Here is a 24,687-nt window from a genome sequence, read left to right on the forward strand (position 1 = left end):
AATGTGCGAATTCCCTTCTTTCCCTGTTTATAAACGCGAAATATTTGCAGAACGACAAGATTCAGTTTAAGATAAACAGTACCTATATGGGAGAGAAGAACGAGGACTGCCCTGTGTTCTCATTCTTGTATTTTTTAGTTTATGCTCTCATACATAATCGAAGATGTTGAGGGACAACCAGAAGGAGTGAAGGGACATGGCACAAGAGAAAGTTTTTCCTATGACTGCAGAAGGAAAACAAAAACTTGAACAAGAATTAGAATATTTGAAAACGGTTAAACGAAAAGAAGTAGTAGAACGCATCAAAATAGCGAGAAGTTTCGGAGACCTTTCCGAGAACTCTGAATACGATTCAGCGAAAGAAGAGCAGGCATTCGTAGAGGGCCGTGTGACGACCCTTGAAAATATGATCCGCAATGCGAAAATCATTGAAGATGACGGCGGCTCTAACGTTGTCGGTTTGGGTAAAACCGTCACTTTCGTCGAGCTTCCTGACGGTGATGAAGAGTCATATACGATCGTTGGAAGTGCCGAAGCTGATCCGTTTGAAGGAAAAATCTCAAACGATTCGCCAATTGCAAAAAGCCTCTTGGGCAAAAAAGTAGATGAAGAAGTCACAGTTCAAACACCGGGCGGAGAAATGCTCGTGAAAATTGTGAAAATTTCATAAGATCCGTTTAGCAAAGAAACACCTCGTCCACAATGTGGGTGAGGTGTTTTTTTATGAAGATATCGAAACGAATGAAGCTGGCAGTCATCGCCTTTTTAATCGTATTTTTTCTGCTTCTGCTGAGGCTGGCGGAAATCCAGCTGTTTTTCACAGAGTCATTTTCTAAAAAGAAAATCAATTTAATCCAAGAAAGTGTGCAGCAGCGGACGGAGGAAGTGCTTATTTCTGACGGAAGAGGGTCCTTTTTAGATCGAAACGGAAATGCGCTGACCGGACAAAGCGAGCCTGCAGTTGTTTTGTTCCCTTTTCTGCTGACACAGGATTGGCCGATCAAAAAAGTTGCAGACATTCTCGGCATGCCTGAAGATGAATTGCATCAGACACTTGCAAAGGCCAAAAAACCGGTTATTTTGCGTCAGCAAAAAATCAAAACACTTTCGAAACAATCCATCACAAAAATCAATTCTTTGAAATATCCTGGCATTTACGGCGTATATATGGAAAATGAAGACAAGCCCAGCCTTGCTTCACATACGATAGGGAGCACGAATCAAGATCCGGCGCTTCTCCGCAGGAAATATCCTGATCAGGAGAACCTTCCGATTACAACGAAGATCGGAACAACCGGTTTAGAACGGACCTTTGATGAATTTTTGCTTCCGGAACAAGATACAAAGCTTTTATATCATGTGGACGGTAAAGGAAACCCTTTGTTTGGCATGGACGTCAAATATACAGCTGAAGCCAATACATTTTATCCGCTCCAGGTCAAAACAACGATTGATCAAAGCATTCAAAAAGCGATGGAGGAGGTATTGGATGAACAGGGGCTGAAAAAAGGAGGAGCTGTGCTGCTGGACATCGAAAATAGCAGTATTCTGGGAATTGTAAGCAAACCGAATGCCGATGTATCTCGGCAAAACACGCTTCAAAATTACATGCTGACACCAATCTATCCCGGTTCTGTTTTTAAAACCGTCATTGCCGCAGCTGCAATCGAAAATGATGCGGTAAAGCCAAGTCAAACCTTCAATTGCAATTTAAACCTGTACGGGGAACCGGGCGATGACAAAGGAACCTTGTCTTTTGATGAAAGTTTTGCCCAAAGCTGCAATTACACATTTACGAGTCTTGCAGAACAATTAATGAAAAAAGACAGCTCGGTGATTGAAGAGATGTCCGAAAAGCTGGCACTTACAGATCGGGCGGGCTGGGAAGGAAAACTGTATCACGAAACAGATTTCCGCCAGTTGTATAACGAAAAAAGCGGCGTGATTTGGGGGGATGAAAAAGACAAATCAGTCAAAAAAGCCATTGCACAAACAGCGATCGGGCAGAAAAATGTAAAGGTAACGCCGCTTGAGGTAGCCAATATGATGGCGACAATCGCCCGCGGCGGAGAAAAGCGGCAGGTGAAAATCGCTGAACAAATTGAATATAAAAACGGCACAACGCTCGTTACGTTTAAAGATCAGAAGCTCAAAGGAGAAACGATAGACAAATATACGGCGCAGCAGCTGCAAAAAATGCTCCGGCGGGTGGTGGAATCTCCTTCCGGAACGGGCAGAAGGTTTCAGGATCTTCCGTATCCTGTAGCAGGGAAGTCAGGAACGGCCCAGACAGGCAAGCTTTCAAAAGAGAAGGAAACGCTGTATGAAAAATGGTTTGCCGGATATTTTCCCGCGGATAAGCCGAAATACGCCCTAGTCGTTTTACACATGGACACGCCGGGGGATAAGGCTCTGACAAATTCGGTGTTTTATGATATTGTTAAAAACGTACACGAAATTGAAATCAATCAGAAATAGAACAACTTCTCAGCACATGTTAAAATATATGCTGAGCCAAGAGGGATAAAGGAGTGCAGAATTATTGAGCAATAATCAATCTCGTTACGAAAACCGTGATAAGCGCAGGAAAGCTAATTTAGTGCTTAACATTTTAATCGCAATCGTATCCATACTAATTGTCGTAGTAGCAGCGAATCTCTTCATTAACAGTCCTTCTAGCAAAGATGTCGGCAAGGATTCTGAAACGGCGCAAAAACAGGAAGCTCCGGCTTCAGGAAAGACGGAAAAGAAATCGGATGAGGATATAAAAGACAGCAAGAAAGAAACGTCTGACAGCGATAAGGATTCTAAGAAGTCTTCTGACTCAGATTCTGATACAGATTCCAAAAAAGATGATTCTTCTAAAAGTGATGATTCTGATTCAGACTCAGACTCAAGCTCAGATTCAGATGACCCGCTAAAAGATGCAAAAGTAACAGAAGGCGGTTCATCTAGCGATGTGGAAAAAACGTATGAAAACCCTGACTGGAAAGCAGTTGGAACTGAGCAGACAGGCGAGCATGCTGCCACCTATGATTCAAGCTCACAAGACTGGGCTGAGATGCTGAAAGCCATTTCATATGCAACCGGTGTTTCTACAGATAACATGACGGTGCTCTGGCTCGGAAATAACGGCAGCCCTCAGGATGCCAAAGGCAAGATTTTAGACAAGACGACGGGTAATAAATATCAAGTTACGATTACCTGGGTTGATGAAAAAGGCTGGAAGCCGACAAAAGTAGAAAAACTAAAATAAACAAAAGCAGCCGGGTCTAAACCGGCTGCTTTTGTTTTTAGGCTTCAGCTGCAAAATGAACCACCGCGCTGTACAATATTCTTCCGTCTGCCACAGCTGTTTGGTGTGAAACCGATTTTACCCGGAGCATGATGGCTTTATTGTTTTCAATTTGTGTATTGATTTTCTTTTCAAGCTCCTGCAATGAAGCCGCTTCGAAAAATTCTACCTTGTCTTTAATTAGATCTAATTGAAAATTCATGTCTCGACCCTCCAGCTTTCACAAGTCATATGAAGTATAAGCTTTTTTGAGGTAAACGCGCAATATGGATGGCATAAAATACACAAAGTGTTTTAGTACCTGCTTTTCATAAGATGTGGTATCATAGGAACTGTTCCATCATTAATTCATAGTATGCTTATAGGAATTATAAAATATGGAGTGTGACAAATATGGGACGTGAATTTATCCCTCTCTTTGAAGATTGGGCAGCAACTTATGATCAAACAGTACAAGGTTTTGATATTCAGTATAAAGAAGCATTCAGAGGCTATGATGATATTCTTGATGCCATCGTCAGCAGGTCTGGAACGCATGTGTTAGAATTTGGCCCGGGAACCGGGAATTTGACAGCCAAGCTGCTGGATGCGGGCAAATCGGTATTTGGCATCGAACCGTCTCCCGCAATGCGGAATTTGGCTTCTGACAAGCTTTCAGGCAGGGCAGAAATCGTTGACGGAGACTTTCTGACATTTCCTGAGCCGCCATTTCAGGCTGACACGATTGTCAGTTCATATGCTTTTCATCATTTAACAGACGAAGAAAAGCGGGCTGCCATAAAGCAATATAGCAAATACCTTCACTTGCATGATAAAATAGTGTTTGCCGATACCGTCTTTGAAGATTCACAAACGTATCAACAAGCAATTGATAAAGCCCGTTCTCAAGGCTTCTATCAGCTGGCAAATGATTTAGAGACGGAGCATTATCCCACATTGGATGCGTTGAAAGAAATGTTTGCTGCTGAAGGTTTTGCAGTCCAATTCACTCAGCACAACGATTTCGTGTGGATAATGGAGGCGATCAAACGGTAAAGTGAAGGGAATGTGAATAGATGAAACTAGCAGTCATCGGAGCAATGGAAGAGGAAGTCACCATCCTAAGAAGCAAACTTGAAAATGCAAAAACAGAAACAATCGCACACTGTGAATTTACAACAGGCGAATATGAAGGAACCGAAGTGATTTTGTTAAAATCAGGAATTGGAAAAGTGAATGCTGCCATCAGCACGACGCTTCTGCTTGACCGTTATAAGCCTGATTATGTCATTAACACAGGCTCAGCGGGCGGATTTCATCATACATTGAATGTAGGGGATGTCGTCATTTCCACTGATGTTCGCCACCATGATGTAGATGTAACGGCCTTTGACTATGAATACGGCCAGGTGCCGGGTCTTCCGGCTGCCTATGCGGCGGACGAAAAGCTGATCAGCATCACTGAAGAAGCGATTTCTGAACTCGATGGCATTCAGGTTGCAAAAGGAACGATCGCAACAGGCGATTCTTTCATGAACGATCCGAAGCGGGTTGAAGAGGTGCGTGCGAGATTTTCTGATCTGTACGCGGTTGAAATGGAGGCTGCGGCAGTGGCCCAAGTGTGCCATCAATTTAAGACGCCGTTTGTCGTCATCAGAGCCTTATCTGATATCGCAGGAAAAGAATCACATGTATCATTTGACCAATTTTTAGAGCAGGCGGCTGTCAATTCAACAGAGCTTGTATTAAAAGCAATCAAACGAATTCATTAAACGGGGGAGAGTTCTCCTCCGTTTTCCCTAAAAACAACCTCTATCAAGGAGGAGGACATATATGACTGTAATTACGGACATTACCGAGCTGATTGGAAACACACCGCTTCTCCGCCTGAAGAACTTTGATGTTCCTGAAGGAGTCGCAGTATATGCCAAGCTTGAAATGATGAATCCTGGGGGAAGCATTAAAGACAGACTGGGAGACATGCTGATCCGTGACGCGCTGGAGTCAGGAAAGGTGAATCCCGGCGGAGTGATTATAGAAGCTACGGCAGGCAATACAGGAATCGGTCTTGCATTAAGTGCCAGAAAATATGGGCTAAAAGCGATTTTCTGTGTCCCTGAACATTTCAGCACAGAGAAACAGCAAATTATGCAAGCGCTTGGCGCATCCATCATTCATACACCGCGTCAAGACGGTATGCAGGGAGCCATTCAAAAAGCCATTCAGCTGGAGACAGAAATTGAAAATTCTTATTGTGTTTTGCAATTTAAAAACCAAGTAAATCCATCGACTTACTATAAGACACTTGGGCCAGAAATATGGGAAGCCCTTGACGGCAACATTCATACGTTCGTCGCAGGAGCAGGTTCAGGAGGCACATTCGCAGGAACTGCTTCCTTCTTAAAAGAAAAAAATCCAGCAGTCAAAACCGTGATAGTCGAACCGGAGGGCTCCATTTTAAACGGTGGAGAGCCTCACGCTCATAAAACAGAAGGCATCGGCATGGAGTTCATCCCCGATTATATGAATAAGAGCCATTTTGATGAGATTTACACCGTAACAGACAAGAATGCGTTTAGACTTGTGAAGGAAGCGGCAGAAAAAGAAGGCCTGCTGATCGGAAGCTCTTCAGGTGCAGCGCTTTACGCTGCGTTGGAAGAAGCGAAACAAGCATCTGCAGGAACTAACATTGTCACAGTATTCCCTGACAGCAGCGATCGATATATCAGCAAACGAATATATGAAGGAGGCATCTGATATGAAGAAAAAAACATTGATGATACATGGCGGAATCACAGGTGATGAAAAAACAGGCGCGGTATCCGTGCCCATTTACCAAGTCAGCACGTACAAGCAGCCGAAAGCAGGGCAGCATACAGGCTATGAGTATTCAAGAACGGCCAATCCGACTAGAACCGCTCTCGAAGCACTTGTGACAGAGCTGGAAAGCGGGGAAGCAGGCTATGCGTTCAGTTCAGGAATGGCTGCCATTACAGCGGTGATGATGCTGTTTAACAGCGGAGATCATGTCGTGTTGACTGATGATGTGTACGGCGGAACATACCGCGTAATGACAAAGGTGCTTAATCGTCTTGGCATTGAATCAACATTTGTTGATACAAGCAGCAGGGAAGAGGTTGAAAACGCGATTCGCCCTAACACAAAAGCCATTTATATTGAAACACCGACAAATCCGCTGCTCAAAATCACCGACTTGCCGCTCATGGCAGATATCGCAAAAAAAGCCGGTGTTCTGCTTATCGTAGACAATACCTTTAACACCCCTTATTTTCAGCAGCCGCTCACTCTAGGCGCTGATATTGTGCTTCACAGTGCGACAAAATATCTTGGCGGACACAGTGATGTCGTCGGCGGTTTAGTTGTGACAGCTTCGAAAGAGCTTGGAGAAGAGCTGCATTTTGTGCAAAACTCCACAGGCGGCGTGCTCGGCCCTCAAGATTCCTGGCTGTTAATGAGAGGAATCAAAACATTGGGACTCAGAATGGAAGCAATCGATCAAAACGCGCGGAAGATCGCAAGCTTTCTTGAGAATCATCCTGCTGTCCAAACGTTATATTATCCTGGTTCTTCAAAACATCCCGGACATGAGCTCGCAAAAACGCAAGGGTCTGGCTTCGGCGGCATGATTTCCTTTGATATTGGCAGTGAAGAGCGGGTTGATGCGTTTTTAGGCAATCTGAAACTGTTTACCATTGCTGAAAGCCTGGGCGCGGTCGAAAGCTTAATTTCTGTTCCGGCAAGAATGACACATGCCTCTATTCCGAGAGAACGCCGGCTTGAACTGGGCATCACAGATGGCTTGATCAGAATTTCTGTAGGGATTGAAGATGCGGAAGATTTGCTGGAGGATATCAAGCAAGCGCTTGAAAATGTATAACAAATGGATAGAATTACTTTCTCTGTAAGCTGCCGGATTATATTATAATAGTCGTATACTATGAATCTGGCAGGTGATTCTTTTGAGCAAAAATAGAATGAAATCTTTAAAAGAAGACTACAAGCATTTTGCTTTTACCTTGCTTGCAGTCAGCACTTTTTTATATATAGGCGCAGTTCTCCCTGATCAAGGATTGACGTTAGGCCAGAAATCAATGATGTTTTTAGCGGATTGTGTGTTTTTAGCCGGTGCCTTCTTCTGCGCTGATCGTTCACTGATTTACAAGAAACGTCTGGATGAAGCTGACGAATAAAAACAGCCATTTGCCTTATCAAGAATAGAAGCAGACCCCCAAGCTGTCGAGAACATCTCGACAGCTTTTTTAAATGAAACATACCTCACTTTTCACAACCTCTTACTTAGTGTTTTATTGCAAATGCAACAAAGTTAGGTTATATTGAACGTATGTCATCTTTATTGTATTTGCAATAAAAATATAGCTGGGAGGTAGGAATGAAGGAAATTCTTCGTGAGATCGGAATGATTGCAAGGGCATTAGATTCTATAAGCAATATAGAATTTAGAGAACATGACCTTACAAAAGGGCAATACCTGTACCTTGTCCGAATATGTGAAAACCCGGGAATTATTCAAGAACAGTTGGTCGAAATGATTAAAGTAGATCGAGCAACAGCATCTCGTGCTATAAAAAAACTTGAAATGAATGGATTTATTGAAAAGAAAGAAGACAGACATAACAAGAAAATAAAAAAACTGTTTCCAACAGAGAAAGGAAAAAATGTATATCCATTTATCAAAAGAGAACATGATTATTCAAATAATGTCGCATTAGCGGGATTTTCTGAAACAGAAGCGAAAACCATTTTCAACCTTCTTCAAAGAGTAAGAAAAAATATAGAAAAAGACTGGGAATTTGTAAAAAAGGGCAACAAGAGAAATTATTGATGACAATAAGGGAGTGGCTGATGAATATGACGATTAAAATAAAAAAATGCACCCTTGAAGATTCACTCGCACTTCAAGAAATTGGTTATGAAACATTTAATGAGACATTTAAGCATCAGAATTCACCTGAAAATATGGAGGCTTATTTGGAAAAGGCTTTTAGCCTAGAACAAGTAGAAATGGAATTATGTAATCCGTCTTCACACTTCTTTTTTATTTATGCTGATAATGAAATCGCAGGCTATTTAAAGGTCAATACAGATGATGCCCAGTCTGAAGAGATGGGGAATGAAGCCCTTGAAATCGAAAGGATTTATATAAAGAACAACTTTCAAAAACATGGGCTTGGCAAACACCTGTTACATAAAGCAATAGATATGGCAATGGAGCTTGATAAAAAGAAAATCTGGCTAGGTGTATGGGAGAAAAATGAAAATGCCCTTGCTTTTTATAAGAAAATGGGATTTGTTCAAACAGGGGCGCACTCTTTTTATATGGGAGATGAAGAACAGGTAGACTTTATCATGGTCAAAACACTCACATAACTTCTTTTGAGAGGAGAGGAAGATGATTATGTATATTCCACGGTATTTTAAGATTACAAATGTTGATGAAATATGGGAGTTTGTTCAAAAAAACGCCTTTGGCACAATCGTTACAACAAACCAGGGGAAACCCATTGCTACTCATTTGCCATTACAGTTAATAAGAGAAGGAGATACTTACTATATAACAGGGCATATAGCTTATGGGAACCCTCAATGGAGAACATTTGAAACCTGTGAAAATGTACTGGTGATGTTCCAAGGACCACATGCTTATATCTCTTCTTCTTGGTATAAGCAGGAAAACGTGCCGACATGGAACTATCAAGCTGTACATGTATATGGTACGGCCAGCACTTTAAACGAAGAAGAGCTAAAACAAGACCTGGCAATGTTGCTGCAAAAATACGAAAAACATCGTGAGAATCCAGTTTTATGGGATATGCTTTCACCTCAATTATTAGAAAAAGAACTTAAAGGGATTGTTGGATTTAAGATTAAAGTACAGGAAGTTCAAGCTGCCAATAAATTAAGTCAAAATCGTAAAGATGAGGACTATCAGAACATCGTGAGTAAGCTCTATGAACAAAAGGATATGAATTCTCAGCAAATGGCACAAGTAATGGAGAGAAAGTTCCAAAAGGACAGGTAAGTGCTATATTTCCTTATCAGAATTTCTTTCCTAGATAAAATGTTGTCAACGAAAGTGAGAATATCAAATGGTGAAAAAGTTTTCAGCCTAGTTCGGCGCATGCTCTTTTTGTTACACTCTGCTTTTGAGGCGGGGACTAACACTGAATCAATATTAGAATGCTTCAGATAGAGCAGAGGCATAACAAAAAAATCCTTCAAGCGTTCTTCATGAACGAAAGAAGGATTTTTTAGCGCCCGCAGGTTGAACTCCAAAACAGGCGGAAAGATATACATTAAAAACAAACATATTATGAACCATTTTAACGGTGATACAATCTGCGATGGCTGTTTTTTGTTATTTTTCTTGCAGTTCTTTTCCCATGCCTTTTAAAAACTGAAGGCCGAAGCCGACGGCTCTGTTGATATCAGGGTCGTTCATTGCTTTTAAAAGGTCGAGAATCCCGACTTTCTTGTCTTCTTTTAAAAAGCTCTGCGCTTGTTCAGTTCCAGCCATCACGCTTTCTAAAAGTTTTCCTGTAAACTCAGGATCGGCTTTTGTCAATGCACCTCCGGCGGCCATCATCGTGTTGATGAGATTGGTGACGGGCTCGCGGGAAACTTGGCCAAGCGCAATCTTGGCAATGTCTTCCTTCGCTCTGAGCATGCTTGTGGCTGCGTCAAAAATTCCAAGATCATTGAGTTCATTCATTAACGTCATCGTTTTAGAGACGGCGTCCTCATTTTCTGCCAGAAGCTCTTTCAGCTCTTCTATTTTTTCAAGCTTGATTTGTTCTGCTGTTTTTGTTTCTTTTTTGATCGTCGTAATCGGAGTGGCCATTCGTTTTCCTCCTTTCGTTTAATCAGTCAGATGGACATAGCCCGGGCGGTTCCATTTTCTTTCTGCTTCAACGCCGTTTTGCGGATGCCGTTTTTTGTTGCGCGGATTTGTTTTCGGAAGCGGCGCTGTTTCGCAGCCCCCAAGCACCTCCATGCGAACCTTTGTCTGTTTATAAGCAGGCGTATTCGTCCGTTTATCAGCTGCAGGACCCGTCAGGAAGTTAATCGCAGACTCCTTATCTGTTGAGTTCATCGGCAGATAAAGTTCATTTTTCCGCACACGGTCTGTGATCAGCGCGTTTAGTTTGACTGCTCCGAACGGAGAAACGAGACGTACAAGCGAACCGTCACATACACCTCGCTCCTCTGCGAGCTCAGGCGAGATTTCAACGAATACATTTGGCACTTTTGCTTGTATGCCTTTTGATTTATTTGTCATGTTACCTTCATGGAAATGCTCCAGCATCCGGCCGTTATTGATATGAAGGTCATATTCTTCCGGAAATGCCGCTGGTTCAGTCCAATCAGAAAGAGCAAAGCGGGCTTTTTTGTCAGGGAAATTAAATCCGTCTTCATACAGAAGCGGTGTGCTTTCACCTGTGAAGCTGCCCCATAGGAAGCTGTTCCAGCCTTCAAGCACCTCATAGCTTGCTTTGGCAAACAGAGGAGAAAGACTCGCCATTTCAGAGAAAATGTCACTTGGATGGCTATAGTTCCAGTTCGCTCCTAAACGGTTTGCCACCTCTTGAATAATCCACCAGTCAGGTTTTGCGTCACCAAGCGTCGGAAGCGCCTGATATAATCGCTGAACGCGGCGTTCTGTGTTGGTGAATGTTCCGTCTTTTTCAAGTGAAGGTGTGGCCGGCAAGACGACATCGGCATATTGAGCTGTTCTTGACAGGAAGATGTCCTGTACCACGAAGAAATCAAGGCTTGATAAAATATCATGCACATGGTTTGCGTTTGAATCGACAAGTGCCATATCCTCACCGACAAGATACATCGCCTTCATTTTTCCTTCTTCAATGGCATGAAGCATTTGAATATTATCTAAACCAGGCTTTCCATCAATCTCGACACCATATGCCTCTTCAAATTTAGCGCGGGCTTTGTCATCTGTAATATGCTGATATCCCGGCAGCCAGCCTGGCAAAGTTCCCATATCACAAGCGCCTTGCACGTTATTGTGGCCGCGCAGAGGGTAAGCGCCGGCACCAGGACGGCGATAGTTGCCCGTAGCGAGAAGCAGGTTTGAAATTGCCGCTGACGTATCAGAACCGCCTGTATTTTGTGTGACACCCATTCCCCAAAGGACACAAGTGCCGTCAGCGTCACGGATCATTTCAGCGATTTGGATAATGTGTTCTTTTGAAAGGCCTGTGATGCGTTCTGCATAATCAAGCGTATAGGTTTTAAGCGTTTCTTTATAATCCTCAAAGTAATTGACATTCTCATCAATAAACGCCTGATCGTGCCAGCCTTGGTCGATCATATATTTCGTAACGGCCATCAGCCAAACCTGGTCTGTGCCTTGTTTAGGGCTGATGAACAGATCAGACCGCTCAGCCATTTCATTTTTACGCAGGTCGGCAACAATCAGTTTTTGGCCATGGAGCTTATGCGCACGTTTGACGCGTGTGGCAAGCACCGGGTGTCCCTCCGCCGGGTTGGCGCCGACAATGATGACGAGACCGGCTTTGGCAATATCTTTAATCGTGCCGGCGTCACCGCCCATGCCGACAGTGCGGAACAATCCGTCTGTAGCAGGAGACTGGCAGTAGCGTGAGCAGTTATCGACGTTGTTTGTTTCAAATACCTGACGCGCTAATTTTTGAATGACGTAGTTTTCTTCATTCGTAATTTTAGAAGAAGAAATAAATCCGACAGAGCCTTTGCCGTACTGCTCCTTAATCGATCCTAATCTGCTTGCAACAAGGTCGAGGGCTTCTTCCCAAGAAGATTCAACAAAAGCTCCGTTTTTACGTATTAAAGGCTTTGTGATCCGCTCTTCAGAATTTACGAAATCCCAGCCGAATTTCCCTTTAACACATGTCGAAATCGCATTAACCGGAGCGTCAGAAACCGGCTGGATCTTTAAAATATCCCGTCCTTTTGTCCATACTTCGAAAGAACATCCGACACCGCAGAACGTACATACAGTTTTTGTTTTTTTCGTTCTCGTTTCACGCATTGCCGCTTCGACTTCAGAAATGGCAAAAATGCTGCCGTAATCAGGTTCAACGTTTTTCACGAGGTCAATCATCGGCTCCATGATATCCTCTTTGATGCCTGTCATAAAGCCAGCCTGCCCGAGCATTGATTTTTCCATCAGCGCATTACATGGGCACACTGTGACACACTGGCCGCAGCTGACACAAGAAGATTCATTGATCGGAACTCCTTCATCCCAAATCACGCGAGGGCGTTCGCGTTCCCAGTCGATTGAGAGTGTTTCATTTACCTGAAGGTTTTGACACACCTCAACACACTGGCCGCAGGCGATACATTGGTTTGGATCATAGCGGTAAAACGGGTGAGACATATCAACCGCGCAAGAAGGCTCTTCTTTTGGCGTGTATGGGTATTTTTGATGCTCGATCCCCATCATTTCCGCTGTATTATGCAGCGTACAGTTCCCATTGTTGTTATCGCAAACTGTACAATACAGCAAGTGATTTTCAAGAAGGCGGTCCATCGCTTCGGTTTGTGCTTCTTTCACCCGATTTCCGGATAGATCAATTGACATTCCATTTTCTGCAACTGTAGCGCATGAACGAACCAGCTTCCCGTTTGCCTCTACAATGCAAGTATCACAAGTTTGAATCGGGTCAACCTCTGGAACGTGGCAAATCTGCGGGTACTCAATCCCGTTTTCATTTAAAATGTCTAAAATTGTGGCCCCTGCTCGTGCTTGAATTTCTGTTCCGTCTACACGGACACTGATCGACTTAACGTCCATCATCTTCATATTCCCCTCCATCTTTCTTTCAAGAAGTCAAAAAAAGCCATGTATAGATACACCTGTCCTTACTTCTAAGAAGGTGTAAACACACATGGCGGAATAGTTCACTAGCAAGTCTTACTAACAGACCAATCCTTGATTTTTATAAAACGATAGACTCATAACAAGATCCTATTACAAATCCATCAACACTGCTTTTATTATAAAGTGATATTTATTATAATACAATATGGCAGGAAAATTTTAACCAAGTGAAATGTCCTAAGGGGAACCGGGAAAAGCCTTTATAAGGCAATATCGGAAGGGGTAATCAGCATGTCTAAAAAAATTCATGAGTTCAATGATATTATTCGAAAACTTCGCAAAGAATTGTTCGGCAAAGGGCCTGAACGGATTCATACTGTATTTGTAGAAAACATGGCCGTCTCCACACTATACGGAAATCTGAGTGCAAGCGAGCAGTTTATCGCCCGCACGCCCGAAGGAAGAGAAATGGTACATGCAGCCCGCACAAGCCTGATTCAAGATCTTTATTCCAAACAAACGCCGGAAGGAATGGAGGAGCTGATGGGAGCTAAGCTTGTCCATTTGTTTTCTGATATCAAAATTGAGGAAAATATTGCGGTATCTGTGTTTGTCTTTGACAAAAAAATAGATGATCAAAAAGAAGTTCTGCAAAGCTAGCATATTTGCCATTGACACAAATTTGTCACATTTGATATGATGTTGCTACAGTTATAGAAGGCAAAAAGCGACGGGAATGTATGCACGAACTGTATATATTCTCTTTCAATATCTTAATTCTGCTTGATATTGTTGTATGGGTATGCATACAAGTTAGGCAGCATTCAAAAGCCTGGTTGGACACAGGTGAATTGAGTGCTGCCTTTTTATTGTCTTCTGACAAAAACTGTAAAAAGAAGAGATGATGGAGGCGTTTTAGTATGGCTTTTCGGAAACCGAATGAAATAGCGGATGCAGCAATTGAAGCAGGGATGAATAAAGTAAAGCTCCCGCTGCCGTCTCTGCTTGTGCTGGGGTTTTTAGGAGGCGCATTTATCGCGCTCGGGTACTTGCTTGATATCAGGGTAATCGGCGACCTTCCGAAAGAATGGGGAAGCTTGTCCGGCTTTATTGGGGCTGCAGTATTTCCTGTCGGTTTGATACTTGTCGTTCTCGCTGGTGCTGAACTGATCACCGGAAATATGATGTCCGTTGCCATGGCTTTATTTTCGAGAAAAATATCAGTAAAAGAATTGGCGGTTAACTGGGGAATCGTCACGATTATGAATTTAATCGGCGCATTGTTTGTTGCCTATTTTTTCGGGCATTTGGTTGGATTGACTGAAACAGGCCCTTATTTAGAAAAAACAATCGCGGTTGCGCAAGGAAAGCTCGATATGAGCTTCGGAAAGGTTCTCGTTTCCGGCATCGGCTGTAACTGGCTTGTATGTCTTGCCGTTTGGCTTTCTTTCGGCGCTCAAGATGGAGCAGGAAAAATTCTTGGCATTTGGTTCCCAATAATGGCTTTTGTGGCAATCGGATTTCAGCACGTTGTCGCCAATATGTTTGTGATTCCCGCTGCCATTTTTGCAGGCTCATTCACGTGGGGACAGTTTATCGGAAACATCATTCCGGCTTTTATCGGCAATGTCATCGGCGGAGCGGTGTTCGTCGGTCTCATTTATTTTATTGCATATCATAAGAAAGACAGCTCCAGAAATGAAATGAAGCAGGTATCCTGAACAAAGGGCAAATCCACTCGGTGATTTGCATAATTTCCGTCCATTTTTAGAAAAAGATGTTTACAAAATGGAATTTGGTGGATATACTTACAAAGTAAGAAAAAGCAAAGGAGGCTGAATCAAAATGACAATGAGACAACGACGTCAACCTGTACGTGATACACAAGTAAAAGTTCATGGTTTATTCAGCCTGTGGAAGAGTTCGTGTCCTTCCTTAACCGATGCTTATCGCACGCATTAAATTCGGAATAGTCGGACATACGCAACTCCCCGCAGGCAGTAGAGGCATTGGTGTCTTTTTTGCCTGCGGTTTTTATTTGCCCGCGGCAGAAGGAATAATGCCGCGGGTTATTTCGCTTGAAGCGGACTTTGAAAGGGGGTGAGCGATATGACGATTAACCTGTTCTTTTTAACGTTAACGATTAACAAACGGTTTAAAAGCCCGGAAGAATTCGAACGAGAACAGCAGATTGAGCAGATTTATGATGAAATGAAAGAGTCTCAGTTAAAGCATCTTTATTTAACAAACTGGCGCTAACAGCTATAAAAAAAACTGAAGGGGGAATGGCATATGCTTAGAATGGAATTATTGATGCATTATACAATGGAGAAGGACCAAGTTTAGCGAAGCAACTGTCAAGAAAATGCCTGCCTGCATATGATAAATCAACGTTACGGTAAGGCAGGTGATGGCATGATGAACGATTATCAAAAAAGGCTGCCGTCGATTGGCCACGGTTATGCGTCCATGCCGCATTCCTTCAAACACGGTTACGGAAATCCGTTCCGTCAGCAGAGGTTGATGGCCATGCAGCAGCAAAGGGTTTATGTATTCCCTTATCATTGGCATTAGAAAGAGGCAGAAAACACTTTGTTTTCTGCTTCTTTTGCGGAAAAAAATGAAAAAGTTCAGTTCTATTGAAACATTTTGAAACACATTGCCGTCTAGTTGATATCTTCATTCACCTTTTAAAATGAAGGTGATGTTTATTTTATGAATATAATAAATAAGTATAGGAAACCAAAAGCAGGTGTTTAAAATGCTAGAAAATAGACTCTATAAACGATCGAATCTTTTGAAATTATTTTCTCGGAAATATAAGCAAACAAAAACCATTGAGCATATGATGATTGACTCTATAGACATACAAGAAAATGACAGAATTTTAGAAATTGGAATCGGAAAGGGCACTGTCTTTAAGACCATAACCGAGAAACTAGAAAAGGGAAGCTTAAAAAGCATTGACCCATCAAAACGAAAAGTAAGACAGATATCACGGGCGAATCAAAAGAACATGGGAAAAGGAGAGATTTTTCATGGCTACCCTGAAAACATTCCCTTTGATGACCGTACCTTTAATAAAGTGTTCTCCTTACATACGGTACAGAGCTGCACTGATATAAGGCTTGCATTAAGAGAAATTTACCGGGTGCTTCAAATTGACGGCCGGTTTTACATCAGCATTGATGCCAATACCGGTGAAAAGGAGAAAACGTATATTCAACTGCTCAAAGATCAGTATTTCAGGGATCTTTCCGTCATCAGGCGTGATACCTGTCTTTGCATTGTAGCTGTTAAATAAAAAAATTTCTCGGGAAATATATCCAAATCCTTATTTGGGGATTTGGGTATATTTTCTTAATTTTTTATTTTTTGCATATACTTTATATTAAAAAAAGTTTTTATCATATAAACTAATACCATAAACAAAGGTAAAGAGGTGGTTCCAAACAGATCGGAATCGTTTTTTATGAACAAAAGGAATGAATATTCATTCCGCAACGAATCGGAGGTTTTAACATTACATGCTATCCTCATCCAGCAGTAAATACGACATGATTATGAAAGCGTCGGTCTCCCTATTTACGGAAAGGGGATTTGACGCTACGACTATCCCTATGATAGCTGAACGAGCCCATGTGGGGACAGGCACGATTTATCGCTATTTTGACAGCAAAGAAACGCTCGTTAACGTATTGTTTCAAGAAAGCATCCAGCGTTTCACGGAAAAGGTGAAGCAGGATTTTTCGGAATTGCCTGTCAGAGAAGGCTTTCGCCACGTATTTTGCTGTCTTGTTCAATTTACGAAGGAGAGCGACTATGCGCTTTTTTTTCTTGAAATGAAAAAAGACGCTCATTACTTAAATAATACAAGCAAAAAAATGATAGAAAATTTGACTCGCATGTTTGATGACTATTTTAGCAAGGGAAAGGCGGAAGGTGTGATTCGCAGCCTGCCCTCTAATGTGTTAATTGCCATTGTGTTAGGGGCATTTCTCAAGATCTATCAGCTCGTCCAAACGGGTGAGATAGAGATGAATACTGATTTAGTTACTGAATTAGAACAATGCTGCTGGGACGCCATTAGGCTTCATTCATTTACTTCACAAAAATAAGAAAGGAAGATGTCAATGAAACAGGCAAGCGCAATACCTCAGCCGAAAACATACGGACCTTTAAAAAATCTTCCGCACCTGGAAAAAGAACAGCTTTCTCAATCCTTGTGGAGGATAGCTGATGAATTGGGGCCGATTTTCCGTTTCGATTTTCCAGGGGTGTCCAGTGTTTTTGTATCCGGCCACAATCTCGTGGCTGAAGTGTGTGACGAAAGACGCTTTGACAAAAACCTTGGCAAAGGCTTGCTAAAGGTGCGTGAGTTCGGCGGAGACGGTTTATTTACAAGCTGGACCCACGAACCGAACTGGCAAAAAGCACACCGCATTTTACTGCCGAGTTTCAGTCAAAAAGCGATGAAAGGCTATCATTCGATGATGCTCGATATTGCAACCCAGCTGATTCAAAAATGGAGCCGGCTTAATCCCAATGAAGAAATTGATGTGGCGGACGACATGACCCGTTTGACGCTTGATACGATCGGGCTATGCGGGTTTAACTATCGCTTTAACAGTTTTTACCGTGACTCTCAGCACCCGTTTATCACTAGTATGCTCCGTGCCTTAAAAGAGGCGATGAATCAATCGAAAAGACTGGGCCTGCAAGATAAGGTGATGGTGAAAACAAAGCTGCAATTTCAAAAGGATATAGATGTCATGAACGACCTTGTCGATAGAATGATAGCGGAGCGAAAAGCCAATCCGGATGAAGACATTAAAGATCTTTTATCGCTCATGCTTTATGCAAAAGATCCTGTAACGGGTGAAACGCTTGATGATGAAAACATTCGATACCAAATTATCACATTTTTAATTGCCGGGCATGAAACAACAAGCGGTTTGCTTTCCTTTGCGATTTACTGTCTGCTTGCACATCCTGAAAAACTGAAAAAAGCGCAAGAAGAAGCGGATCGTGTGTTAACAGACACGCCGGAATATAAACAAATCCAGCAGCTGAAATACATTCGGATGGTTTTAAATGAAACACTCAGGCTGTATCCAACAGCTCCGGCCTTTTCTCTCTATGCCAAGGAAGATACTGTTCTAGGCGGGGAATATCCGATAAGCAAAGGGCAGCCTGTCACTGTTTTGATTCCAAAACTGCACCGGGATCAAAACGCTTGGGGGGAGGATGCAGAAGATTTTCGCCCGGAACGGTTTGAAGATCCTTCGAGTATTCCTCACCATGCGTATAAGCCGTTTGGAAACGGGCAGCGTGCCTGTATCGGCATGCAGTTTGCTCTCCAAGAGGCGACAATGGTTCTCGGTCTTGTATTAAAGCATTTTGATTTGATCAACCATACTGGATACGAACTGAAAATCAAAGAAGCATTAACGATCAAGCCGGATGATTTTAAAATTACTGTGAAACCGCGGAAAACAGCGGCAATGAGTGTACAGAGAAAAGAACAGGCTAACATCAAAACGGAAACGAAGCCAAAAGAAACAAAACCTAAACACGGTACACCTTTACTTGTTCTTTACGGCTCAAACCTTGGGACAGCGGAAGGAATAGCCGGAGAACTGGCTGCTTACGGCCGCCAGCTGGGCTTTACAGCCGAAACAGCCCCGCTTGATGATTACATTGGCAAGCTTCCTGAACAAGGTGCTGTCGTCATCGTTACGGCTTCTTATAATGGGGCGCCGCCTGATAATGCTGCCGGCTTTATAGAGTGGCTGGAAGAGCTTGAGGAAGGCCGATTGAAAGGTGTCTCCTATGCGGTATTCGGCTGCGGAAACCGAAGCTGGGCATCAACGTATCAGCGGATTCCACGCCTTATAGATAACATGATGCAAGCGAAAGGGGCATCACGTTTAACACCGATTGGGGAAGGTGATGCCGCTGATGATTTTGAAAGCCATCGCGAGTCTTGGGAAAACCGCTTCTGGAAGGAAACGATGGAAGCATTTGATATAAACGAAATATCAGAAAAAGAAGATAAGCCTTCATTATCAATTACTTTTCTCAGTGAGGCGACGGAAACGCCGCTTGCCAAGGCCTATGGCGCGTTTGAAGGGATTGTCCTGGAGAACCGGGAGCTCCAGGCAGCTGATAGTCCGCGTTCCACCCGACATATTGAATTGCAGCTTCCTGATGACAAAACATATAAAGAAGGCGATCATATTGGAATACTGCCGAAAAACAGCCGGGAGCTTGTTCAGCGGGTTCTCACCCGATTCGGTTTTCAGTCCAATCATGTGATAAAAATAAGCGGAAGCGCTCATATGGCTCATCTGCCGATGAATCGGCCGATCAGAGTGGGAGATTTGTTGTCTTCCTATGTGGAGCTGCAGGAACCGGCTTCAAGGCTTCAGCTTCGGGAACTGGCTTCTTATACAGTCTGTCCGCCGCATCAAAAAGAGCTGGAACAGCTCGTTTCCGATGATGGCATTTATAAAGAACAGGTATTGGCAAAGCGTCTCACTATGCTTGATCTTTTAGAGGATTATCCTGCCTGCGAAATGCCGTTTGAGCGGTTTTTAGAACTTTTGCCATCTTTAAAACCGAGATATTATTCCATTTCAAGCTCACCGAAAGTCCATGCCCATATCGTGAGCATGACAGTAGGCGTTATTAAAGCCTCGGCCTGGAGCGGGCGAGGAGAGTACCGGGGAGTCGCTTCAAATTACTTAGCAGAGCTGAAAACCGGGGATGCAGCAGCCTGTTTCATCCGAACGCCGCAATCCGGGTTCCAGATGCCGTATGACCCGGAAACGCCTCTGATTATGGTCGGTCCGGGTACAGGAATTGCGCCATTCAGGGGCTTTATTCAGGCAAGATCTGTTTTGAAGAAGGAAGGAAGCACGCTTGGTGAAGCTCTTTTATACTTCGGCTGCCGGTGCCCCGATCATGATGATCTTTATAGAGAAGAGCTGGATCAAGCGGAACAGGAAGGCTTGGTCACAATCCGCCGATGCTATTCACGTGTTGAAACCGAACAAAAAGAATATGTTCAGCATTTGCTTAAACAAGATGCACAGAAGCTGATGACCCTCATTGAAAAAGGGGCCCACATTTACATATGCGGTGATGGATCGCGAATGGCTCCTGATGTAGAGAATACTTTGCGACGGGCGTATGAAACTGAAAAAGGAGCAAATCAGGAAGAATCAGCCGCATGGCTGCAGAAGCTGCAAGAACAAAAACGCTATGTTAAAGACGTTTGGTCAGGAATGTAATAAAAAATAAAATCCCGCCATCAATGAGATAGGCGGGATAGCTTTGCATGCGAGAAAACCGGCACGATAATGAAATCTACTGAAAAGGATGTTATAGGGAGTATCGCGCCGGCCTTATGATTAATATCGTCATACAGGGACAAAAGTTTAGGTTTTTTGCCTTATTTTTTAAAATAAATAGTCAAAAAGTATTGTTTTTGTATATTGTGCTTTTCTTGTCAGTTGTTTTCGATAACAAATATTCAATCCCTAAAGGCCATAAGCCTAAGGATTAATCGGCTGAAGATCGATGTTTAAACTGGTGTTCCACATGTTTTCTGTAATGAAAGTCATGAATCAAACGAATCGTCGGCCTGATTAGCAGCAGCAAGCTCCCAATCGCAAACAGCCATATCCCTGCCGACATTAACTGGTCATAAAAAAAGAAAAAGCTTCCGACAAGAAACAAAGCACCAATGATAAAATCATTGACTGTATAAAGAATTTTATATCGTTTTTTGAAAAAAAGCTCGTATCGATTGAGTTCTCTTTTGATATCATGTTCTTCGTTCACTGCCACTATCATCCCTCCATTCTATTTTGGCTTACCCTTACGTAAACGACATGTAAACATCGGGTTTGCCTTGAAAAAGGAGATGATTAAAGACTTCAGGCAGCTTTCAATGGATGTTTATGACGCCCATGTTTAAAAATAGGGCCTATTTCTTACAAAAACGACTTCATGGCCTGAACGATAAGACCAGTCAAAGCTTTAGCGCCTTTAGGAACCAAGTGTACGCCATCTGGGGCGAAATATTCCGGATGCTGAAGAGCTTCTGTATGCCAGTCAACTAACGTAACATTTTGGTGTGCGCTTGCCTGTTGCTGCAAAGATTGATTTACTTTGCTTTCCCATTGGCGGGGAACCCGTGTATTGACAAGGTAGATATGAGCTTTTGAGAAAGATTCAAGCAATTGTTCGATTTGGCTGTTTGTAAAGTAGCCATTGGTACCCAGCTCAATAATGACAGCCTTGTTCGGCTGATTAAATGACTTGTAATCCTGAGTGAGTTCCAGGGCTTGAGACATTTGTCTCCCCACCTTTCCATCAATCGTAACATTTGAAAGGGATTGACGGAGGTATGAGGCAATATCCAGCATGACGGAATCTCCTATAGCCAACACTTCTTTATCAGAGTCTGCGGGTTCTTTCGCCTGTTGAGATTGCATGTCTTTATGCTTAGTAGACTCGTTTTCGAGCTTTTTGTTTTCCTTTTGAGCTTCTTTGGCTTCTGTTGTCTTTTCATCAGGAGCGTCTTCCTTGTCTTTGTCAGCTGCAGTGCTTTTTCTATTGTCAGATGCCTGGCTGGCATCAGCATTCTTTTGTGAACTATACGTCCATTTGGTAGGGTGCTTTTGCTCTCCGGCTAGACCAGACAGTCCTCCCGCAAAAACCATAATAGCGAGAATCATAAAGCCAATTGACATTTTGCTGATGACTGATGTTGTTTTCCATTCTCTTATTCTATGTATAAAGGTACGGCGGAAAAATGATTTAAATCCCTGTGTCCGTACAGGCTTCTCAATAAAATGATAGGAAAGCTCAGCGAGTATAAATGTAACAATGACCTTTAGCACGATATGCCATAAAACAGGGTTTCCGATTTCTTGAACTGGCGTGCTTAACACAATAACAGGATAATGCCAAAGATAAATCCCATAAGACCTCGTTCCAAGCCAACGGAGCGGCTTCCATGAAAGCAGATTGCCTAAAAAGCTGCTCGGATGGCAAACACATGCAATAAGGATGGCGGCAACCATGCTTATCAAAAGCATTCCGCCTCTGTAAAGAAAAGGTTCGTATTCATCTGTGAAATAGACACATAACACTAAAATGCAAAACGCCAAAAATTCAGTGGCGTGCAAAGTGTGCTTCAGTTTGCTTGGCAGCCTGTTGGAAGACAGCCTTTTCATCGGCCATACCAGAGCCAAGGCGCATCCGATGAGAAGTTCAAACGAACGAGTATCTGTGCCGTAGTACACACGGCTCGGATCTCCGCCAGGTTCATATAGTATGCTCATCATCACGGCTGAACAAAGCGCAAGCAAGGATACCGCTGCCGCCAATTTGGCACGGCTTTTGAATATGTACATTCCAACAACCAAGAATATTGGCCATACGATATAAAATTGCTCTTCGATCGCCAGAGACCAAAGATTTTTGAGCGGCGACGGGGAACCGAAACTATCAAAATATGATAATTTATGAAAGATAAACCACCAATTACTCATATAAAAGAGAGAGGAAATGGCATCTCCTCGAACCGTGTGCAATAGTTCCCTGTCAAACAATACAATCCAAATAACAGCAGAAAAGATCATAAGGTAAGCCGCCGGCAGAAGCCGCCGAATACGGCGCACCCAAAAGTCCCGAAAATCAAGGCTGATATCATTTCCATGTGCCGGCAATAGAATGGATGTAATTAAATAGCCGGATAAAACAAAAAAGAGATCAACTCCAATGAAGCCGCCGTTAGCCCAATTGAAGTTTAGATGATAAGCGATAACGGACAGGACGGCAAAAGCCCGAAGGCCATCGAGTCCAGGGATGTATCGGTGATTTTGTGTCTTGTGATACATGGGTATTCCTCCAATTGTGTGCAGATAATCTCGTTGTTTTGATGCAAAGTACGATGTCAAATCGAGAAGAGAGAAAACATCCATGATAGGAGATGGATGTTTTTGAAATTATCGAACATAACGTTCTCCCACGAGCAAGTTTGAAATGACGCTGGTCGGTATTTTAAACTCAGTAACGCCCATATAGCCGGGGGCAACTTCATATTCATCAAAAGAAATCACAAGTTTATGGTCTTCAGTAATATAAAACGTTTGATCAGGAAGAATATGTTTAAATGGTTCTGCATCATCGTCAGTGAGCCAATATATTTTATTTGGATCTTCCTTCATTTGCTGTTTCATTTGTTCTTTGATGTTTTGGCTGATCACGTTGATATAGCGCTCATCCTTGAATAAGCTTTTTAATGTAAGTAAGATATCATTCTCTTTGTCAATCGTGATATAACGGCTCTGTGTGTAAGAAGATGCTTGTGTTTTTTCAATATCACGCCGGATAGAGAGTAAATCTGGTGTGTCTGTTACTGTCTCGTAATCACTATAGATACTGAGATGTCCTTTTTTGTTTTTGGATGTGGCCTGTATAAATTCTTTGTATAGCTGCTTGCTTTCTTTCAAGTATTTCTGGTTAATGCTGTTTTCAAGCTCTTTATTAGAAAGTCCGGACAGTGCAGGTGTTTTGACATCAATGCTCGATTGATCTTTCTCTTCTTTGATCTCGATAAAAGTGATGGCTTTGACAATCTTGCCGATGACAGGGATTCTTGACATCGCTTGAGCTGCGTCTGGGTTGATGTTGACAAGTGCAGTGAATAAAATAGCCGCCGCGACAGCTGCTGATGTCGGCCACATGACGATTCTTTTCTTTTTTGGTTTTTGCTGAAGGGCTTTTTCAACAATGATATCAAGTTCTTTCGGTATCTGAACATTTTTATATTCTTCTCTTAATTGCTGCAATCTCTTATCCATTAGGAAAGATCCTCCTTCGTCAACTGAATGCGCATCAGTTTTAATGCTCTGTAGAGGCGCGTTTTGACGGTATTCGTGTTTTCTCCTGTGATTTCCGCAATTTCTTCTAATTTGAGGTCTTCAAAAAAACGCAAAATAATAATGGTTTTATAGCGGTACGGCAATTCGTCAAGCGCTTCATGGAGATCGGTATCCTTGTAATGGTCTTCCTTTCCTTTGCTTAAAAACTCTATCGTTTCGTCATCCATCACTTTTATCTTTTTTTGTTTGCGTAAAAAATCAATAGCTGTCCGTACTAAAATTTTATAAAACCAGCTTTTTATCGTCTCAGGGTTTCTGACCGATTCAACTGAGCTCAGCGCTTTTTTTATAGATTCCTGAACAATATCTAATGCGTCATCTTGATTTTTCACATAACTGAAAGCCAACCTGTAGAAATCTTGTTTATGATCAGTTATGCATGTGACAAGCAACGCTTTTGTTGTTTGTTTTTTCTTCATTGCAATAAAGGGCTCCTTTTTAAATATACGTATATCATAAGCTGTTGCCTAGGATAGACGCGGCAGGCTGAAAAATAGTTTGCGCAGAATCACATTTTTTTAAAAGGATTGTTAAGAGGAGGGAGGATCGCAAACGTTGCAGAAAGGAATGCATAAAAAAACATGGCT

At 42.6% G+C, this 24,687-nt stretch carries 25 protein-coding genes; 18 read left to right on the plus strand and 7 right to left on the minus strand.

What is annotated here, in order from left to right:
* The first annotated feature begins 196 nt into the window (after positions 1–196).
* The 3 genes from greA to MOC09_RS11210 all read left to right on the plus strand — a co-directional run bounded on the left by greA (position 197) and on the right by MOC09_RS11210 (position 3,256).
* A complete protein-coding gene (greA, locus tag MOC09_RS11200; protein ID WP_004399078.1) occupies positions 197–670 on the plus strand; it encodes a transcription elongation factor GreA in 474 nt (157 codons plus the stop codon).
* 53 nt (positions 671–723) lie between these two features.
* Positions 724–2,478 (plus strand): peptidoglycan D,D-transpeptidase FtsI family protein, encoded by a 1,755-nt coding sequence (locus MOC09_RS11205; protein WP_268362078.1) that lies wholly within the window; start codon positions 724–726, stop codon positions 2,476–2,478.
* A 64-nt stretch (positions 2,479–2,542) separates the two neighbouring features.
* Positions 2,543–3,256: a YrrS family protein gene (locus MOC09_RS11210; protein WP_268362080.1), complete on the plus strand. Its 714-nt coding sequence runs from the start codon at positions 2,543–2,545 to the stop codon at positions 3,254–3,256.
* Positions 3,257–3,293: 37 nt separating this feature from the next.
* On the opposite strand, the gene MOC09_RS11215 is transcribed toward MOC09_RS11210, so the two are convergent.
* The gene (locus tag MOC09_RS11215) at positions 3,294–3,497 is read right to left on the minus strand and encodes a YrzA family protein (protein ID WP_003225924.1); all 204 of its coding nucleotides are present in this window, start codon (positions 3,495–3,497) and stop codon (positions 3,294–3,296) included.
* Between the two features lie 191 nt (positions 3,498–3,688).
* On the opposite strand from MOC09_RS11215, the gene MOC09_RS11220 reads away from it, so the two are divergent.
* The 8 genes from MOC09_RS11220 (at position 3,689) to MOC09_RS11255 (ending at position 9,335) form a co-directional block, all read left to right on the plus strand.
* The gene (locus tag MOC09_RS11220; protein WP_268362082.1) at positions 3,689–4,330 is read left to right on the plus strand and encodes a class I SAM-dependent DNA methyltransferase; all 642 of its coding nucleotides are present in this window, start codon (positions 3,689–3,691) and stop codon (positions 4,328–4,330) included.
* 20 nt (positions 4,331–4,350) lie between these two features.
* On the plus strand, positions 4,351–5,046 hold the full coding sequence (mtnN, locus tag MOC09_RS11225) for a 5'-methylthioadenosine/S-adenosylhomocysteine nucleosidase (protein WP_268362083.1): 696 nt from the start codon (positions 4,351–4,353) through the stop codon (positions 5,044–5,046).
* A gap of 61 nt (positions 5,047–5,107) precedes the next feature.
* Entirely contained in the window at positions 5,108–6,031 is a 924-nt protein-coding gene (locus MOC09_RS11230; RefSeq protein ID WP_268362084.1) for an O-acetylserine dependent cystathionine beta-synthase, read from the plus strand.
* 1 nt (position 6,032) lies between these two features.
* The gene (locus MOC09_RS11235; protein ID WP_268370525.1) at positions 6,033–7,172 is read left to right on the plus strand and encodes a bifunctional cystathionine gamma-lyase/homocysteine desulfhydrase; all 1,140 of its coding nucleotides are present in this window, start codon (positions 6,033–6,035) and stop codon (positions 7,170–7,172) included.
* Positions 7,173–7,254: 82 nt separating this feature from the next.
* Positions 7,255–7,485 (plus strand): YrhC family protein, encoded by a 231-nt coding sequence (locus tag MOC09_RS11240; RefSeq protein WP_268362088.1) that lies wholly within the window; start codon positions 7,255–7,257, stop codon positions 7,483–7,485.
* 200 nt (positions 7,486–7,685) lie between these two features.
* On the plus strand, positions 7,686–8,138 hold the full coding sequence (locus MOC09_RS11245) for a MarR family transcriptional regulator (RefSeq protein ID WP_268370527.1): 453 nt from the start codon (positions 7,686–7,688) through the stop codon (positions 8,136–8,138).
* Positions 8,139–8,164: 26 nt separating this feature from the next.
* Entirely contained in the window at positions 8,165–8,683 is a 519-nt protein-coding gene (locus MOC09_RS11250) for a GNAT family N-acetyltransferase (RefSeq protein WP_268362093.1), read from the plus strand.
* Positions 8,684–8,711: 28 nt separating this feature from the next.
* Positions 8,712–9,335, plus strand: a complete 624-nt coding sequence (locus tag MOC09_RS11255; protein ID WP_268370555.1) for an FMN-binding negative transcriptional regulator — start codon at positions 8,712–8,714, stop codon at positions 9,333–9,335.
* Between the two features lie 336 nt (positions 9,336–9,671).
* Here MOC09_RS11255 and MOC09_RS11260 read toward each other — a convergent pair whose 3' ends face one another.
* Both MOC09_RS11260 and fdhF read right to left on the minus strand, forming a co-directional pair.
* Positions 9,672–10,154: a DUF1641 domain-containing protein gene (locus MOC09_RS11260; protein WP_268358306.1), complete on the minus strand. Its 483-nt coding sequence runs from the start codon at positions 10,152–10,154 to the stop codon at positions 9,672–9,674.
* Positions 10,155–10,172: 18 nt separating this feature from the next.
* Complete coding sequence (fdhF, locus tag MOC09_RS11265; RefSeq protein WP_268370529.1) at positions 10,173–13,115, minus strand: formate dehydrogenase subunit alpha; 2,943 nt, start codon at positions 13,113–13,115, stop codon at positions 10,173–10,175.
* 315 nt (positions 13,116–13,430) lie between these two features.
* Between fdhF and MOC09_RS11270 the strand changes: the two genes are divergently transcribed.
* The 7 genes from MOC09_RS11270 (at position 13,431) to cypB (ending at position 20,434) form a co-directional block, all read left to right on the plus strand.
* The gene (locus MOC09_RS11270; protein ID WP_268358302.1) at positions 13,431–13,799 is read left to right on the plus strand and encodes a DUF2294 domain-containing protein; all 369 of its coding nucleotides are present in this window, start codon (positions 13,431–13,433) and stop codon (positions 13,797–13,799) included.
* 260 nt (positions 13,800–14,059) lie between these two features.
* On the plus strand, positions 14,060–14,860 hold the full coding sequence (locus MOC09_RS11275) for a formate/nitrite transporter family protein (RefSeq protein WP_268358300.1): 801 nt from the start codon (positions 14,060–14,062) through the stop codon (positions 14,858–14,860).
* A 388-nt stretch (positions 14,861–15,248) separates the two neighbouring features.
* Entirely contained in the window at positions 15,249–15,398 is a 150-nt protein-coding gene (locus MOC09_RS11280; RefSeq protein WP_003237348.1) for a YrzI family small protein, read from the plus strand.
* 156 nt (positions 15,399–15,554) lie between these two features.
* Entirely contained in the window at positions 15,555–15,713 is a 159-nt protein-coding gene (locus MOC09_RS11285; protein WP_268289309.1) for a hypothetical protein, read from the plus strand.
* Positions 15,714–15,900: 187 nt separating this feature from the next.
* Entirely contained in the window at positions 15,901–16,443 is a 543-nt protein-coding gene (locus MOC09_RS11290; protein ID WP_268289310.1) for a class I SAM-dependent methyltransferase, read from the plus strand.
* Positions 16,444–16,666: 223 nt separating this feature from the next.
* Positions 16,667–17,257: a TetR/AcrR family transcriptional regulator gene (locus MOC09_RS11295; protein ID WP_268358298.1), complete on the plus strand. Its 591-nt coding sequence runs from the start codon at positions 16,667–16,669 to the stop codon at positions 17,255–17,257.
* A 15-nt stretch (positions 17,258–17,272) separates the two neighbouring features.
* Positions 17,273–20,434: a bifunctional cytochrome P450/NADPH--P450 reductase CypB gene (gene cypB / locus MOC09_RS11300; protein ID WP_268370531.1), complete on the plus strand. Its 3,162-nt coding sequence runs from the start codon at positions 17,273–17,275 to the stop codon at positions 20,432–20,434.
* Positions 20,435–20,705: 271 nt separating this feature from the next.
* Here the strand turns inward: cypB and MOC09_RS11305 are convergent, their stop codons facing one another.
* From MOC09_RS11305 to sigV, 4 genes are all read right to left on the minus strand, one after another.
* On the minus strand, positions 20,706–20,993 hold the full coding sequence (locus MOC09_RS11305) for a YrhK family protein (RefSeq protein WP_268358296.1): 288 nt from the start codon (positions 20,991–20,993) through the stop codon (positions 20,706–20,708).
* 146 nt (positions 20,994–21,139) lie between these two features.
* Complete coding sequence (locus tag MOC09_RS11310) at positions 21,140–23,053, minus strand: acyltransferase family protein (RefSeq protein WP_268370533.1); 1,914 nt, start codon at positions 23,051–23,053, stop codon at positions 21,140–21,142.
* A gap of 108 nt (positions 23,054–23,161) precedes the next feature.
* The gene (gene rsiV, locus MOC09_RS11315) at positions 23,162–24,019 is read right to left on the minus strand and encodes an anti-sigma-V factor RsiV (protein WP_268358294.1); all 858 of its coding nucleotides are present in this window, start codon (positions 24,017–24,019) and stop codon (positions 23,162–23,164) included.
* Entirely contained in the window at positions 24,019–24,519 is a 501-nt protein-coding gene (gene sigV / locus MOC09_RS11320) for an RNA polymerase sigma factor SigV (RefSeq protein ID WP_268358293.1), read from the minus strand. Before sigV ends, rsiV begins: the two co-directional genes overlap by 1 nt.
* Positions 24,520–24,687 lie beyond the last annotated feature (168 nt).

This window comes from Bacillus sp. N12A5 (genome assembly GCF_026790125.1).
GTDB lineage: Bacteria > Bacillota > Bacilli > Bacillales > Bacillaceae > Bacillus.